At 60.1% G+C, this 15,286-nt stretch carries 14 protein-coding genes; 5 read left to right on the top strand and 9 right to left on the bottom strand.

Going from position 1 to position 15,286, the window contains the following annotated elements; translation table 11 throughout:
- Nucleotides 1-101: 101 nt before the first annotated feature.
- Nucleotides 102-1,766: a putative bifunctional diguanylate cyclase/phosphodiesterase gene (locus GNF76_RS07185; protein WP_155582468.1), complete on the bottom strand. Its 1,665-nt coding sequence runs from the start codon at nt 1,764-1,766 to the stop codon at nt 102-104.
- A 267-nt stretch (nt 1,767-2,033) separates the two neighbouring features.
- Between GNF76_RS07185 and rep the strand changes: the two genes are divergently transcribed.
- Both rep and GNF76_RS07175 read left to right on the top strand, forming a co-directional pair.
- Nucleotides 2,034-4,043: a DNA helicase Rep gene (gene rep / locus GNF76_RS07180; RefSeq protein ID WP_155582467.1), complete on the top strand. Its 2,010-nt coding sequence runs from the start codon at nt 2,034-2,036 to the stop codon at nt 4,041-4,043.
- A 57-nt stretch (nt 4,044-4,100) separates the two neighbouring features.
- Nucleotides 4,101-4,673, top strand: coding sequence for a xanthine phosphoribosyltransferase (locus GNF76_RS07175; protein WP_169356975.1), 573 nt, complete (start codon nt 4,101-4,103; stop codon nt 4,671-4,673).
- A 146-nt stretch (nt 4,674-4,819) separates the two neighbouring features.
- Here GNF76_RS07175 and GNF76_RS07170 read toward each other — a convergent pair whose 3' ends face one another.
- The 6 genes from GNF76_RS07170 to dadA all read right to left on the bottom strand — a co-directional run bounded on the left by GNF76_RS07170 (nt 4,820) and on the right by dadA (nt 10,919).
- The gene (locus GNF76_RS07170; protein WP_155582466.1) at nt 4,820-6,742 is read right to left on the bottom strand and encodes an acetyl-CoA hydrolase/transferase C-terminal domain-containing protein; all 1,923 of its coding nucleotides are present in this window, start codon (nt 6,740-6,742) and stop codon (nt 4,820-4,822) included.
- Nucleotides 6,743-6,876: 134 nt separating this feature from the next.
- A complete protein-coding gene (locus tag GNF76_RS07165; protein WP_155582537.1) occupies nt 6,877-7,293 on the bottom strand; it encodes a c-type cytochrome in 417 nt (138 codons plus the stop codon).
- 182 nt (nt 7,294-7,475) lie between these two features.
- On the bottom strand, nt 7,476-8,024 hold the full coding sequence (locus GNF76_RS07160) for a cupin domain-containing protein (RefSeq protein ID WP_155582465.1): 549 nt from the start codon (nt 8,022-8,024) through the stop codon (nt 7,476-7,478).
- Nucleotides 8,025-8,140: 116 nt separating this feature from the next.
- Entirely contained in the window at nt 8,141-9,214 is a 1,074-nt protein-coding gene (gene alr, locus GNF76_RS07155; RefSeq protein WP_155582464.1) for an alanine racemase, read from the bottom strand.
- A 78-nt stretch (nt 9,215-9,292) separates the two neighbouring features.
- Complete coding sequence (locus tag GNF76_RS07150; RefSeq protein ID WP_155582463.1) at nt 9,293-9,646, bottom strand: RidA family protein; 354 nt, start codon at nt 9,644-9,646, stop codon at nt 9,293-9,295.
- Nucleotides 9,618-10,919 (bottom strand): D-amino acid dehydrogenase, encoded by a 1,302-nt coding sequence (dadA, locus tag GNF76_RS07145; protein ID WP_155582462.1) that lies wholly within the window; start codon nt 10,917-10,919, stop codon nt 9,618-9,620. Before dadA ends, GNF76_RS07150 begins: the two co-directional genes overlap by 29 nt.
- 155 nt (nt 10,920-11,074) lie before the next feature.
- Between dadA and GNF76_RS07140 the strand changes: the two genes are divergently transcribed.
- On the top strand, nt 11,075-11,563 hold the full coding sequence (locus GNF76_RS07140) for an Lrp/AsnC ligand binding domain-containing protein (protein WP_003206849.1): 489 nt from the start codon (nt 11,075-11,077) through the stop codon (nt 11,561-11,563).
- A gap of 101 nt (nt 11,564-11,664) precedes the next feature.
- On the opposite strand, the gene GNF76_RS07135 is transcribed toward GNF76_RS07140, so the two are convergent.
- A complete protein-coding gene (locus tag GNF76_RS07135; protein ID WP_155582461.1) occupies nt 11,665-12,018 on the bottom strand; it encodes a YkgJ family cysteine cluster protein in 354 nt (117 codons plus the stop codon).
- Between the two features lie 115 nt (nt 12,019-12,133).
- On the opposite strand from GNF76_RS07135, the gene GNF76_RS07130 reads away from it, so the two are divergent.
- Nucleotides 12,134-13,426, top strand: a complete 1,293-nt coding sequence (locus GNF76_RS07130) for an NAD(P)/FAD-dependent oxidoreductase (protein ID WP_155582460.1) — start codon at nt 12,134-12,136, stop codon at nt 13,424-13,426.
- Nucleotide 13,427: 1 nt separating this feature from the next.
- Here GNF76_RS07130 and GNF76_RS07125 read toward each other — a convergent pair whose 3' ends face one another.
- Entirely contained in the window at nt 13,428-13,664 is a 237-nt protein-coding gene (locus GNF76_RS07125) for a DUF1127 domain-containing protein (RefSeq protein WP_155582459.1), read from the bottom strand.
- 166 nt (nt 13,665-13,830) lie between these two features.
- Between GNF76_RS07125 and GNF76_RS07120 the strand changes: the two genes are divergently transcribed.
- On the top strand, nt 13,831-15,264 hold the full coding sequence (locus GNF76_RS07120) for an aminotransferase-like domain-containing protein (protein ID WP_155582458.1): 1,434 nt from the start codon (nt 13,831-13,833) through the stop codon (nt 15,262-15,264).
- Nucleotides 15,265-15,286: the final 22 nt, after the last annotated feature.

The raw sequence follows: 15,286 nt of genomic DNA, 5'->3' as shown, positions 1-15,286 counted from the left end.
GGCTACAGGGTTTTTGCAGGATTCAAAAGATGCGTAGATACCTATGGCTATCGCAGGCAAGCCAGCTCCCACATTTGATTGGGTTCACAAGGCCAAATCATTTAACCCAACAAGGCTTCCTGGCTACTGCCAAACGTCAGGTACTCCACCAGCTCCGCCAACGGCAACGGCTTGCTGATCAAGTACCCCTGGGCCTGATCGCAGCCGAACAACCTCAGCAGCGCCAACTGCTCAGGCGTTTCCACCCCCTCAGCCACCACCTCCAGGTTGAGGTTGTGGGCCAGGTTGATCATGGCGTGCACCAGCTTGCGGTTCTCTTCGCGCTCTTCCATGCCACCGACAAAGCTCTTGTCGATCTTCAGCAAGGCAATCGGCAGGCTGTTGAGGTGCACGAACGACGAAAATCCGGTGCCGAAGTCATCCAGGGAGAAGCGCACACCGAGGCGGCCTAGAGCGTCCATGGTCTGCTTGACCAAGTCGCTGCGGCGCATCACGGCGGTTTCTGTCAGTTCAAACTCCAGCCATTGCGCTTCCACACCGCGCTCGGCAATCAGCCGGCTGAGGGTGGTGAGCAACTGGCTGTCCTGGAACTGGCGGAACGACAGGTTGACCGCCATGTGCAGCGGTGCAAGCCCGCGTTCGCGCAAGGCTTGCATGTCCCGGAGCGCCCGGGAAATCACCCAGTAGCCCAGCGGCACGATCAAGCCACTCTGCTCAGCCAACGGCACGAACTCACTGGGCGGCAGCAACCCGCGCTCACCGTGACGCCAGCGCACCAAGGCTTCCAGGCCGACGATATGGCCGTCGTCCAGGTCCAGCCGTGGTTGGTAATGCAGTTCCAGCTCGTCGCGGCGCAACGCCCGGCGCAGCTCGCTTTCCAGGTCGGCGAGGCTACGGGCGTTGCGGTTGATGCGTTCGTTGAAGATGTGAAAGGTGCAGCCCTGGGTGCTTTTGGCTTGCTGCATGGCGATATGGGCGTGCCACATCAACGGGTCGGGACCCGCCTTGGCCCGGGCATGAGCCACGCCGAGGCTGCAACCGATCAGCAGGCTTTCACCGTCGACCCAATAAGGCTCGGCCATGGCCTCGGTGATGCGCTCGGCCATCCATTCGGCGCGCTGGGGTGCTCGGCGGGTGTCGATCAACAAGGCGAACTCGTCACTGCCCAGGCGCGCCAGTTGATCCCCTGCCTCAAGCTGGCTTTTAAGCCGCGAGACCACTTGCAGGATCAGCCGGTCGCCGGCCTGGTGACCGAGGGCGTCGTTGGCATGGCGGAAATTGTCCAGGTCCAGATGCCCGAGAGCCAGGCCCCGGCCCTCATTTTCAGCCAGGCGCGCGGCCAGCAAGGTCTGGAAACCCTGGCGATTGGCGATCCCGGTCAACGGGTCTTGTTCAGCCAGGCGCTGCAAGGTGTTTTCCAGCAACCCACGCTCGCGGACATGGCGCAAGCAGCGGCGCAATGTATCGATATCCAATGCATTGAAGATCAGCCAGTCGCTGACCCCCAGCGGTGACACCAGCGGTTCCTGTTCCAGCAGCAAGACAGTCGGCAGGCTGCAACGGCCGGGGCCGGGTTGAAGGCTGGGAATGGTCAACAACACCGCGCTGTGGTCGTCATCGAACAGACTGCTCACAGACTCCCAGTTTGGCGCACTGATCAGGACAGCAGCATCCCCCATCGGCACCAGGCACTCGCGCAATAACGCTGCCCACGTAGGCGTATCGGCCAGTAGCAGCAAACGCAAGGGTTCGACAGGCGTAGACAAGCTAGCTCCCTAGACTCTGCAAAATTTCGTTGGCGGCGGGCATTATGACGTGCGGCCTGACAATGACCAATGATATTGATTATCAGGTACGTGCAGTGCGGCTCTAGATCGAACAATAGACCCAAATACTGCGCACATCCTGCGGCAAAGTAACAAAACCGGCAAATTTAGATCGAGTGGTACGTCACACTGTCGTTCAGAGGCAGCAGAATCTTTCCAGCCTGTTAAAATGCCCGCCCTTTTGATCAATGACTCCCGAAATTTCGTATGTCCCGACTCAATCCCCGGCAGCAAGAAGCCGTGAACTACGTCGGCGGCCCTCTATTGGTGCTCGCCGGTGCTGGTTCCGGCAAGACCAGCGTGATCACCCGCAAGATCGCGCACCTGATCCAGAGCTGCGGCATCCGCGCCCAGTACATCGTCGCCATGACCTTTACCAACAAGGCGGCGCGGGAAATGAAAGAGCGCGTCGGCACCCTGCTCAAGGGTGGCGAAGGCCGCGGCCTCACTGTGTGTACCTTCCACAACCTGGGCCTGAACATCATCCGCAAGGAGCATGTGCGGCTGGGCTACAAGCCGGGCTTCTCGATCTTCGACGAGACCGACGTCAAGGCCTTGATGACCGACATCATGCAGAAGGAATACGCGGGCGACGACGGCGTCGATGAGATCAAGAACATGATCGGCGCCTGGAAAAACGACCTGATCCTGCCGCCCGAAGCCCTGGAAAACGCGCGCAACCCCAAGGAACAGACCGCCGCCATCGTCTACACCCACTATCAGCGCACGCTGAAAGCGTTCAACGCCGTGGACTTCGACGACCTGATCCTACTGCCGGTAAAACTGTTCCAGGAACACGCCGACATCCTCGAAAAGTGGCAGAACAAAGTCCGCTACCTGCTGGTGGACGAATACCAGGACACCAACGCCAGCCAGTATTTGCTGGTGAAGCTGCTGATCGGCACCCGCAACCAGTTCACCGTGGTAGGCGACGATGACCAGTCGATCTACGCCTGGCGCGGCGCCCGCCCGGAAAACCTGATGCTGCTCAAGGACGATTACCCGTCCCTGAAAGTGGTAATGCTGGAGCAGAACTACCGCTCCACCAGCCGTATCCTGCGTTGCGCCAACGTGCTGATCTCCAACAACCCCCATGAGTTTGAAAAACAACTGTGGAGCGAGATGGGCCACGGTGACGAGATCCGCGTGATCCGCTGCCGCAACGAAGACGCGGAAGCCGAGCGTGTAGCCGTCGAATTGCTGACGTTGCACCTGCGCACCGACCGGCCCTACAGCGACTTTGCGATCCTGTATCGCGGTAACTATCAGGCCAAGCTGATCGAGCTGAAGCTGCAACACCACCAGATTCCCTATCGTCTGTCGGGCGGCAACAGCTTTTTCGGACGCCAGGAAGTGAAAGACCTGATGGCCTACTTCCGGCTGATCGTGAACCCCGATGACGACAACGCCTTCCTGCGGGTGATCAACGTCCCACGCCGTGAAATCGGCTCGACGACCCTGGAAAAACTCGGTAACTACGCCACCGAACGCAAAATCTCGATGTACGCCGCCACCGATGAAATTGGCCTGGGCGAGCACCTGGACACCCGCTTCACCGATCGCCTGGCGCGCTTCAAGCGCTTCATGGACAAGGTGCGCGAACAGTGTTCCGGCGAAGACCCGATCAGCGCCCTGCGCAGCATGGTCATGGACATCGACTACGAGAACTGGCTACGCACCAACAGCTCCAGTGATAAAGCCGCCGATTACCGCATGGGCAACGTGTGGTTTCTGATCGAGGCGTTGAAAAACACCCTGGAGAAGGACGAAGAAGGCGAGATGACCGTCGAGGACGCCATCGGCAAGCTGGTCCTGCGGGACATGCTCGAACGCCAGCAGGAAGAGGAAGACGGCGCCGAAGGTGTGCAGATGATGACCTTGCACGCCTCCAAGGGCCTGGAATTTCCCTACGTGTTCATCATGGGCATGGAAGAGGAAATCCTCCCGCACCGCTCCAGCATCGAAGCCGATACCATCGAAGAAGAACGGCGCCTGGCCTACGTGGGCATTACCCGCGCACGTCAGACCCTGGCCTTCACCTTTGCCGCCAAGCGCAAGCAGTACGGCGAGATCATCGATTGTGCGCCCAGCCGGTTCCTCGATGAACTGCCGCCGGACGACCTGGCCTGGGAAGGCAACGACGACACACCGACCGAAGTCAAAGCCGTTCGCGGCAACACCGCTTTAGCGGATATACGCGCGATGTTAAAGCGCTAGAATCGACTACTTTTTAATCTACTTTCGGCGCCCGGGGCGCCAACAGAGGAAGCTTTCGTGGAAGCACTGCACAAGAAAATTCGCGAAGAAGGCATCGTGCTTTCCGATCACGTACTCAAGGTCGACGCCTTTCTGAACCACCAGATCGACCCGGCCCTGATGAAGCTGATAGGCGACGAATTCGCCGCGCTGTTCAAGGATTCGGGCATCACCAAGATCGTCACCATCGAAGCCTCGGGCATTGCGCCGGCGATCATGACCGGCCTGAACCTGGGCGTGCCGGTGATCTTCGCCCGCAAGCACCAGTCGCTGACCCTGACCGAAAACCTGCTGTCGGCGACGGTGTACTCCTTCACCAAGCAAACGGAAAGCACCGTGGCGATTTCCCCGCGCCACCTGACCAGCAGCGACCGCGTACTGATCATCGATGACTTCCTGGCCAACGGTAAGGCGTCCCAGGCACTGATCTCGATCATCAAGCAGGCTGGTGCAACCGTGGCCGGGCTGGGGATCGTGATCGAGAAGTCGTTCCAGGGTGGGCGTGCGGAGTTGGATTCCCAGGGTTATCGGGTTGAATCCCTGGCTCGGGTGAAGTCGTTGGCGGGTGGTGTTGTGACCTTTATCGAGTAATCGATCACCCCAGCAATCTTGAGCGGCCACGGTTAAAAATGTGGGAGCGGGCTTGCTCGCGAAAGCGGTGTATCAGTCACACATATATTGGCTGGTACTCCGCTTTCGCGAGCAAGCCCGCTCCCACATTTGATCTCCGGTGTTTGTTAGTGCGCGGTGGCCTGTAGGCCGGCGAGCAACAGCCGCTGATACAAATCCTCTTTCAACCCCTCCGGCTTCGCCAACCCCATCCGCTGTAAATGCTCGGGAAACGCCGCAGGCTCCGGTGCATCCAGCGCCGCCTTGCCCAGCTCGAAAATCTCCGTCAGCTTGAATTTGCTTTTGAGCCAGTTCAACGCCCGCAACAAATCCCGCTCTTCATCGGTGAAATCACAGCCCAGTGGATACTCCGGGAACAACCGTGGATGCCGCGCCTGGATCGCTTGCAAACGCTCCGGGGTATTGTCGGCAAAACGCGGACTCAGCCGGAAATCCTTCGGCAACTTGCCGGCTTTTTGCGCCTGCTCGATCAGATCACCCTGGAACCGTGAGTCGGTGATGTTCAGCAGCGCCTCGATGACCTTGGCATCAGTCTGCCCACGCAAATCGGCAATGCCATATTCCGTGATGACAATGTCTCGCAGATGCCGGGGAATGGTGCAGTGGCCGTACTCCCAGACGATGTTGGAGCTGACCTCCCCGGCCGACTCACGCCAACTGCGCAGGATCAGAATCGAGCGTGCACCCTCCAGGGCATGACCCTGGGCGACAAAATTGTATTGCCCACCTACACCGCTCAGCACCCGACCGTCTTCCAACTGGTCTGCTACGCCCGCGCCCAGCAGCGTCACGGTAAAGGCACTGTTGATAAAGCGTGCATCCAGGCGCTGCAGACGCTTGAGCTCTTCTTGCCCATACAGCTCATTGATGTAGCTGATGCGGGTCATGTTGAACTCAAGGAGCTTGCTCTGCGGCAAGTCCCGTAACCGCTCATAAAAGCTGCGCGGCCCCAGGAAAAAGCCACCATGTATCGAGATCCCATCAGGTTGTGCAGCTTCATCCAGGGTGCCGGCGTTGGCCCGCTTCTGGGTCGCGGCATCCGGATAAACCTTGCGCCGGACAATCCCCGCATCCGCCAGCACCAGCAAGCCGTTGACGAACATTTCGCTGCAGCCGTAAAGACCACGAACGAAAGGATCGACCCCACCCTCCCGGCTGATCAACGGCGCCCACTGGTACACATCCAGATCGCTGAGCAACTGGCGATACGCCTCGTTGTCGGCCTGACGCGCCAGCAATGCCGCAGTCAGCGCATCGCCCATCGAGCCGATACCGATCTGCAAGGTGCCGCCATCGCGCACCAGGGTGCTGGCGTGCAGGCCGATAAAGTGATCCTGGCATCCCACCGGCATGTTCGGCGTGGAAAACAGCGTGGTGTTGTCTTTCTCATCAATCAGGAAGTCGAACTCATTCATCCCCAGTTCGGCGTCACCGGGCATGTAGGGCAAATCGCCGTGGACCTGGCCCACCACCAAGATGGTTTCCCCGGCTTCGCGACGCTTGGCGATCATCGGCAACATGTCGAGGGTGATGTCGGGGTTGCAGCTCAGGCTCAGGCGGTCCGGGTGTTCGCTGCTGCTGGCTACCAATTGCGCCACCAGGTTCAAACCGGCGGCGTTGATATCCCGCGCCGCATGGCTGTAGTTGCTGCTGACATAGTCCTGCTGCGCCGGGGCGCTATTGAGCAGGCTGCCAGGCTGCATGAAAAACTGCTCGATACGAATGTTGGCCGGCAGGCTGTCCTTGTGCAGGTCGGCAAGAAAATCCAGCTCCGGATAGTCGCCGAAAACCCGTTCGATAAAGGGGCCGAGGAAGCGTTTCTGCAAACCGTCGCCCATGGTCGGACGGCCCAGGCTCAAGGCGGTATAGATCGTCAGCGCCCGGTCCGGAAGTTTGGCGATGCGCCGGTACAACGCATTGGCGAACAGGTTGGGCTTGCCCAGGCCCAGCGGCATGCCCATGTGAATATGCGCAGGCAACCGCGCCAGTACCTCATCGACCGCTTGCTCGATTGAACACAACTGCACCATCCGACCCTCCCGAACATTCCATGAATTGGGGTTGGACCGAGCTTGCCGGGTCTTGGCTGCAAAGAACAGCCTCCAGCGATAAATCGCGGGCACAAAAAAGCCGCTGGTCAGCGGCTTTTTTAGCGAAGATCGGCTTATTTCAAACCCGACATCTTCTCGATAGCGCCCTTGAGCTCGTCATCCGAGCAATCGGCACAGGTGCCTTTTGGCGGCATGGCGTTCAGGCCGGTGATGGCCTTGGCCAGCAGGCCGTCGAGGCCGCCCTGGTGGTCGGCGCGGTCTTTCCAGGCGGCGCTGTCACCAATTTTCGGTGCGCCCAACAGGCCGGTACCGTGGCAAGCGTTGCAGTGTTTGGCAATCACATCATCCGGCGTTTTCGCGCCGCCACCGCCGCCTGCGGCTACAGCGACTTCCATCCCCTTGCACTCTTCGCCCTGGACACAGACTTGGCCAACAGGCTCCAGGCGCTTGGCAATTTCATCATTGGTCGCAGCTTGAGCGCTGACAGCCCATAGGGCCAGTACGGTTGCTGGTGCAGCCAGCATTTTCATAATTAGGTTCACGCGTTCACCCTCAATGGTGGCTATTCACGCCTGCGGCCACGGTTTCGCAGGCGGCGAAAGTATAACGGTTAGCCCGCCCCGCTGAAACAACCCTATTGTCCAAGGGGAGATTCATCGCGGCGGAGTACTGCGTCGGGCACCTCTGCCATGCAGGCAGGACGCCTCTGTTCTTAAAAGTTCGCGGGTGTGGCTGCGCTGATTAGTCGCGCCGGCACGTCGAACGGATTGCGAAAACGGTGCGGCTTGGTGCTTTCAAAGTAGTAGCTATCGCCAGCTTCGAGCACAAAAATTTCAAGACCAACCACCAGCTCCAGTCGGCCTTCCACCAGGATCCCGGTCTCCTCACCTTCGTGGGTGAGCATTTCTTCACCGGTATCGGCGCCTGGTGGGTAGATCTCGTTGAGAAACGCAATCGCCCGGCTCGGATGCGCCCGACCCACCAGTTTCATGGTGACGGCGCCGTCGGAGATGTCGATCAGCTCATTGGCTTTATAGACGATCTGGGTCGGTTTTTCCTGGAGGATCTCCTCGGAAAAGAATTCGACCATGGACATGGGAATGCCGCCCAGCACCTTGCGCAAGGAGCTGATAGAGGGGCTGACGCTGTTTTTCTCGATCATCGAGATGGTGCTGTTGGTGACACCCGCACGCTTGGCAAGCTCGCGCTGGGAAAGACCTTTCAGTTTACGGATGGATTGCAGTCGTTCGCCGACGTCCAATGCAGGAGCCTCCTAGGATTCAGGTCGTAAAGAAATTGAGCGTTATCATGGCGACAGCGTTCAGTATTTACAACACTTGGACCTAAATCCTGAGCTGCTCTGTTCGTAACCGGCGGTTAAGCGCCGGAATAGAGCCGTGGCACCCGCCGCAGGTTGCAGAAAATCTGATAGGGAATGGTCTCGGCAGCGGTGGCAACATCACTGGCGAGGATGTTTTTGCCCCACAACTCGACGGTGGAACCAAGCCCGGCCTGAGGCAGGTCCGTCAGGTCGACACACAGCATGTCCATCGACACGCGCCCGAGCAATTGGCTGCGCTGCCCCTCCACCCGCACTGGCGTGCCGGTCGGCGCATGGCGCGGGTAGCCGTCGGCGTAACCCATGGCCACCACCCCGATGCGCATCGGTTTCGGCGTGACAAACCTGGCGCCGTAACCCACAGGCTCGCCCGCCGGCAGCTCGCGTACGCAGATGACTTTCGACTCCAGGGTCATCACCGGCTGCAAACGTGCGGCGATCGCCTGGTCTTCACCAAAAGGCGTGGCGCCGTACAGCATGATGCCCGGGCGAACCCAGTCGCTGGAGACATTCGGCCAGCCCATCACCGACGGCGAGTTGCGCAGGCTGACCTCGGCCGACAGGCCCTGACGGGCCGCTTCAAATACCGCCACTTGTTCATTGCTGCGAACACAATCGAGCTCGTCAGCGCGCGCGAAGTGGCTCATCAAGACAATCTTGGCCACTTTGCCGCTGGCCAGCAGGCGCTGGTAAGCCTCCTGGAAATCCTTGGGGTGCAGGCCGACCCGGTGCATGCCCGAGTCCAGCTTGAGCCAGACGGTCAGCGGTTTGCTCAGGCGGGCCTGTTCAATCGCCTCCAATTGCCACAGCGAATGCACCACACACCAGAAGTCATGTTCGATGATCAGCGGCAGCTCGTCGGCTTCGAAAAAACCTTCCAGCAACAGCACCGGCGCACGAATCCCGGCGGCCCGCAGCTCCAGCGCTTCCTCGATACAGGCCACGGCAAACCCATTGGCCTCGGCTTCCAGCGCCTGGGCAACACGCACAGCGCCATGGCCGTAGGCATCAGCCTTGATCACCGCGAGGGCCTTGGCCCCCGTGATTTCACGGGCCAGTTGGTAGTTGTGGCGCAGGGCTTGAAGGTCAATCAGGGCACGGGCAGGACGCATGGCGGCAGGCTTCTAGGCGGCAAGAGGAAGAAAAACCGGTACCGACCGACAGCGCCGGCACCGGGAGAGGGATGTGACTTAAGGCAGAGCGGCCACGACTGACAGTTCAACCAGGATTTCCGGTTCGCAGAGCTTCGCTTCAACCGTGGCACGGGCCGGGGCGACGCCTTTCGGCAGCCACTTGTCCCACACCGCGTTCATGCCGGCGAAATCGGCGTCGATGTCTTTCAGGTAGATCGTCACCGACAGCAGCTTGCTCTTGTCGGTACCGGCCAGATCCAGCAAACGCTCGATATTGCCGAGGGTTTCACGGGTCTGCTGTTCAATCCCGGCGCTCATGTCGTCGCCGACCTGCCCTGCCAAATACACGGTACCGCTGTGGACAACGATCTGGCTCATGCGCTCATTGGTGAGCTGGCGCTGGATTGACATGTTTTGCAGACTCCTGGTGGTTGCCATAACGGGAAATATCGAGGCCTTCGGCACTGATTTGCGGCGTTTTTTTCGCCATCAAGTCCGCCAGCAAGCGACCAGAACCACAGGCCATGGTCCAGCCGAGGGTGCCGTGGCCAGTGTTCAAGAACAGGTTTTTGAACGGGGTGGCACCCACAATCGGCGTGCCATCGGGCGTGGTAGGACGCAGGCCGGTCCAGAAACTGGCTTGGCTCAGGTCACCGCCCTGAGGATAAAGGTCGTTGACGATCATCTCCAGGGTTTCACGCCGACGTGGGTTCAGCGACAGGTCAAAACCGGCTATTTCAGCCATGCCGCCAACACGAATACGGTTGTCGAAACGGGTGATCGCCACCTTGTAGGTTTCGTCGAGAATGGTCGAAGTCGGGGCCATCGCCGGATTGGTGATCGGCACCGTCATCGAGTAACCCTTGAGCGGGTACACCGGTGCCTTGATCCCCAGCGGCTTGAGCAACTGCGGCGAGTAACTGCCCAGTGCCAGCACGTAGCGGTCGGCGGTTTCCAGCTTGCCGTCGACCCACACGCCGTTGATGCGATCACCGACGTAGTCCAGGCGCTGGATGTCCTGCTCGAAGCGGAATTCAACACCCAGTTGCCTGCACATTTCGGCAAGACGGGTGGTGAACATCTGACAGTCGCCGGTCTGGTCGTTCGGCAGGCGCAAAGCACCGGCGAGGATATCGGTAACGCTGGCCAGGGCCGGTTCGACACGGGCAATGCCGGCACGGTCCAGCAGTTCGAACGGCACGCCGGACTCTTTCAGTACTGCAATGTCCTTGGCCGCGCCGTCGAGCTGGGCCTGGGTACGAAACAGTTGAGTAGTCCCCAGGCTACGGCCTTCGTAGGCAATGCCGGTTTCGGCGCGTAATTCGTCGAGGCAGTCACGGCTGTACTCGGACAGGCGGACCATGCGCTCCTTGTTCACCGCGTAACGGTTGGCGGTGCAGTTACGCAACATCTGCGCCATCCACAGGTATTGGTCGATATCGGCAGTTGCCTTGATCGCCAGGGGCGCATGGCGCTGCAGCAGCCATTTGATGGCTTTGAGCGGAACGCCCGGCGCAGCCCATGGCGAGGCGTAACCGGGCGAGATTTGCCCGGCGTTGGCGAAGCTGGTCTCCATGGCGGCTGCCGGCTGACGGTCGACCACGACCACCTCGAAACCAGCTCGTGCCAAATAGTAGGCACTGGCCACGCCAATGACACCGCTACCCAAGACCAGAACGCGCATTTTATATCCTCATCACGGCTTGGCCGCTGACGTTTGTTGTTCAGTACACAGATACGCGCAGTATAAAAAGCAATCACCAGTGCATTTCACTATATAACTGCCTATATTTGGCGAGAATTCTCGGCAAAAACCCTTTTCACGGAGGCGCATCCCCTATGCGTACCAACACCCAGACCAAGCGGGAGCTGGACAAGATCGACCGCAACATCCTGCGCATCCTGCAAGCAGACGGGCGAATTTCCTTCACCGAGCTGGGGGAAAAGGTCGGGCTGTCGACCACACCATGCACCGAGCGGGTCCGGCGCCTGGAACGCGAAGGGATCATCATGGGCTACAACGCCCGGCTCAATCCACAGCACTTGAAGGGCAGCCTGCTGGTGTTTGTCGAGATCAGCCTCGATTACAAGTCCGGCGACACCTTTGAAGAGTTCCGACGGGCCGTGCTGAAACTGCCCCATGTGCTGGAGTGTCACTTGGTATCGGGGGATTTCGACTACCTCGTGAAGGCGCGGATTTCCGAGATGGCCTCATACCGCAAACTGCTGGGCGATATCCTGCTCAAACTGCCCCATGTGCGGGAGTCCAAGAGCTATATCGTGATGGAGGAGGTGAAGGAGAGCTTGAACCTGCCCATCCCGGATTAAGCCGCTGCCGAGGTACGAGGCTGCGATACGTGTCCGCAGGACCGCCCTCCAGGGTCGCTTCGCAACCCATCGCAGCCTCGGCTACAACGCGGGGGTGAGCTTCAGACCAGCACTTGGCGCGTGCTCGCCATGTACTCATGAATCTGTTTCTCGACCCGTGGGTGGATCAACTCCACCGGGCGGCGGCCGTTGGGGCATGGCAAGGTTGCAGTGGTACCGAACAGCCGGCAAATCAGCGGCCGCTCGTCATAGACAGTGCAACCGTTGGGCCCCAGGTGTACGCAGTTGAGTTCGTCCATGGCCGCTTCCTGCTCGGCAGCGGTCTTACGGGGCAGACGCGACATCTCCTCGGTTGAGGTAGTTACCGGCCCACAGCAGTCATGGCAACCGGGGACGCACTCAAACGAAGGAATCTGGCGGCGCAGCGCGTTGACTTTCTGACTGTTGCAACTCATCGAAACATATACCAAACCGCGAATAGGCGTGGATTCTGCCCTAAAAGCCCCCGCCGAGACAGCTCCGCCCGACCGCTGTATCCTGCGTCAAATTTTCCAAACACGGATGCTCTCCATGACCGCCAGCGCCCGGCACACCACCTCCTACTACGCTGCCAGCAGCCTGCCCCAGCCCGATTATCCGGTGCTGACAGGCGAAGTGATGGCCGATGTGTGCGTGGTCGGTGGCGGTTTTTCCGGGCTCAACACTGCACTGGAACTGGCCGAGCGCGGTTTCAGCGTCGTGCTGCTGGAAGCACGCAAGATCGGTTGGGGCGCCAGCGGGCGCAACGGCGGTCAGTTAATTCGCGGTGTCGGCCATGGTCTTGATCAGTTTGCCAATGTCATCGGCACCGACGGCGTACGGCAGATGAAACTGATGGGGCTTGAAGCGGTGGAGATCGTGCGCCAGCGAGTCGACCGCTCGCAGATCGCCTGCGACCTGACTTGGGGCTACTGCGACCTGGCGAACAAACCCCGTGACCTCGAAGGCCTCACCGCCGACGCCGAAGAGCTGCGCAGCCTGGGCTATCGCCATGAGCTGCGTCTGCTGGAAGCCTCGGACATGCGCAGCGTGATCGGTTCCGACCGGTACGTGGGCGGCATGATCGACATGGGCTCGGGGCACCTGCACCCGCTGAACCTGGCCCTGGGTGAAGCCGCCGCCGCCCAACAGTTGGGCGTCAAGCTGTTCGAGCACTCCGAAGTGCTGCGCATTGACTACGGGCCGGAGGTCAAAGTCCACACCGCCCAAGGCAGCGTGCGCGCCAAAACCCTGGTACTGGGTTGCAACGCGTACTTGAACGACCTCAACCCGCACCTGAGCGGCAAAGTGCTGCCCGCTGGCAGTTACATCATCGCCACCGAACCCTTGAGCGAAGCACAGGCCGCGGACCTGTTGCCGCAGAACATGGCGGTGTGTGATCAGCGGGTCACGGTGGATTACTTCCGGCTTTCAGCCGACCGGCGCCTACTGTTCGGCGGCGCCTGTCATTATTCCGGACGGGATCCTAAGGACATCGGCGCATACATGCGCCCAAAGATGCTGCAGGTATTCCCGCAATTGGCTGATGCGAAAATCGACTATCAATGGGGCGGGATGATCGGTATCGGTGCCAACCGCTTGCCCCAGATCGGCAGGCTGGCGGATCAACCGAATGTGTATTTCGCCCAGGCCTATGCCGGGCACGGGCTCAATGCGACCCACTTGGCGGGCAAGCTGCTGGCCGAAGCCATCAGCGGCCAGCAGGCCGGTCGCTTCGACCTGTTTGCCAAGGTGCCGCACATCACCTTCCCCGGCGGTAAGCATTTGCGCTCGCCGCTGTTGGCGTTGGGGATGCTCTGGCACCGGTTGAAAGAACTGATCTGAATCAGCCGCGCCAAAAGGGTTTCAGTCCTTCCTGGCGCGCCTGCTCGACACTCAGACCGATATCGCGCAACTGCTCCGGCGTCAGTTCCAGCAAAGCTTCGCGCGTGTGCCGGCGGTGCCAGAACAGGGCCCATCGGCTGAGTCCGGAAGGCGTATTACGCGCCGACATCAACCGCTCCTGCCCTGCCTCCAGTTCCTGACTGTGTAACGCCAGCCGCACATCGCTCAAACCGCTCATTGTCCTGCCCCTCATTTGCTTTTTGCCATGAGTGAACAGGATGAGCCAGTCGCAAAAACCATGACAGATTCAGCAGTCCTGTATTAAATCCATACAGATACTGCCTATCTGCCACTGAATCCTGTATTTTCAGTCTATCTGTACTGGTTCCTCGGGAGCGACCACCATGACTCTTTATGTAAACCTCGCCGAACTGTTGGGCACCCGCATCGAACAAGGCTTCTATCGCCCCGGCGACCGACTGCCTTCGGTGCGGGCCTTGAGTGTTGAACATGGAGTCAGCTTGAGCACCGTGCAACAGGCGTATCGCCTGCTGGAAGACAACGGCCTGGCAATGCCCAAGTCCAAGTCCGGCTACTTTGTGCCGGTAGGCCGCGAGTTGCCGGCACTGCCTGCGGTAGGCCGCCCAGCCCAGCGGCCGGTGGAAATTTCCCAGTGGGACCAGGTGCTGGAACTGATCCGCGCGGTGCCACGCAAAGACGTCATACAGTTGGGCCGGGGCATGCCGGATGTATTGTCACCGACCATGAAACCCCTGCTCCGCAGCCTGGCCCGGATCAGCCGACGCCAGGACATGCCGGGCCTGTATTACGACACCATCCTCGGCAGCCTCGAGTTGCGCGAACAGATTGCCCGCTTGATGCTGGACTCAGGCTGCCAGTTGGGCCCTCAGGAGCTGGTGATCACTACCGGCTGCCATGAAGCGCTGTCTGCCAGCATCCGCGCCATTTGCGAACCCGGCGACATCGTCGCCGTGGACTCGCCGAGCTTTCACGGCGCCATGCAGACCCTCAAGGGCCTGGGCATGAAAGCCCTGGAAATCCCCACCGACCCGTTGACCGGTATCAGCCTCGAAGCCCTTGAGCTGGCCCTGGAGCAGTGGCCGATCAAGGTCATCCAGTTGACCCCCAACTGCAACAACCCCTTGGGCTACATCATGCCGGAGTCGCGCAAACGTGCGCTGCTGACCCTGGCCCAGCGCTTTGACGTAGCGATCATCGAAGACGATGTGTATGGCGAACTGGCCTACAGCTACCCGCGACCTCGCACCCTCAAGTCCTTCGATGAAGATGGCCGCGTCCTGCTCTGCAGTTCGTTTTCGAAAACCCTGGCACCCGGCCTGCGGATCGGCTGGGTGGCCCCCGGCCGTTATCTAGAGCGGGTGCTGCACATGAAATACATCAGCACCGGCGCCACCGCCACCCAACCGCAGATCGCCATTGCCGAGTTTCTCAAGAGCGGGCACTTTGAACCCCATTTGCGGCGAATGCGTACTCAATACCAGCGCAATCGCGACTTGATGCTCGACTGGGTCAGCCGCTATTTCCCGGCTGGCACCCGGGCCAGCCGCCCTCAAGGCAGTTTCATGCTGTGGGTAGAGCTGCCGGAAAGCTTCGACACCCTGAAGCTCAACCGAGTACTGATCGACCAAGGCGTACAGATTGCCGTGGGCAGTATTTTCTCCGCCTCCGGCAAGTACCGTAACTGCTTGCGGATGAACTACGCTGCCAAGCCGACGCCACAGGTTGAGGAGGCCGTGCGCAAGGTCGGCGCAGCAGCCATCAAGCTGCTGGCCGAAACCGAACAGGGCCTTAACTGACCTTACGCAAGAAATACCCGTC

It is taken from the genome of Pseudomonas spelaei (assembly GCF_009724245.1).
Lineage (GTDB): Bacteria > Pseudomonadota > Gammaproteobacteria > Pseudomonadales > Pseudomonadaceae > Aquipseudomonas > Aquipseudomonas spelaei.
The sequence above is the reverse complement of the archived record's forward strand: the minus strand, read 5'-3'. Positions and strand labels throughout refer to the sequence as shown.

What these genes read in the sequence shown, in the direction of transcription:
- rep (WP_155582467.1), top strand. Translation starts at nt 2,034, where the DNA reads ATGTCCCGACTCAATCCCCGGCAGCAAGAAGCCGTGAACTACGTCGGC.
- GNF76_RS07170 (WP_155582466.1), bottom strand. Translation starts at nt 6,742, where the DNA reads ATGGTGCAGTTGTGTTCAATCGAGCAAGCGGTCGATGAGGTACTGGCG.
- GNF76_RS07165 (WP_155582537.1), bottom strand. Translation starts at nt 7,293, where the DNA reads ATGAAAATGCTGGCTGCACCAGCAACCGTACTGGCCCTATGGGCTGTC.
- alr (WP_155582464.1), bottom strand. Translation starts at nt 9,214, where the DNA reads ATGCGTCCTGCCCGTGCCCTGATTGACCTTCAAGCCCTGCGCCACAAC.
- GNF76_RS07150 (WP_155582463.1), bottom strand. Translation starts at nt 9,646, where the DNA reads ATGTCAATCCAGCGCCAGCTCACCAATGAGCGCATGAGCCAGATCGTT.
- dadA (WP_155582462.1), bottom strand. Translation starts at nt 10,919, where the DNA reads ATGCGCGTTCTGGTCTTGGGTAGCGGTGTCATTGGCGTGGCCAGTGCC.
- GNF76_RS07140 (WP_003206849.1), top strand. Translation starts at nt 11,075, where the DNA reads ATGCGTACCAACACCCAGACCAAGCGGGAGCTGGACAAGATCGACCGC.
- GNF76_RS07135 (WP_155582461.1), bottom strand. Translation starts at nt 12,018, where the DNA reads ATGAGTTGCAACAGTCAGAAAGTCAACGCGCTGCGCCGCCAGATTCCT.
- GNF76_RS07130 (WP_155582460.1), top strand. Translation starts at nt 12,134, where the DNA reads ATGACCGCCAGCGCCCGGCACACCACCTCCTACTACGCTGCCAGCAGC.
- GNF76_RS07125 (WP_155582459.1), bottom strand. Translation starts at nt 13,664, where the DNA reads ATGAGCGGTTTGAGCGATGTGCGGCTGGCGTTACACAGTCAGGAACTG.
- GNF76_RS07120 (WP_155582458.1), top strand. Translation starts at nt 13,831, where the DNA reads ATGACTCTTTATGTAAACCTCGCCGAACTGTTGGGCACCCGCATCGAA.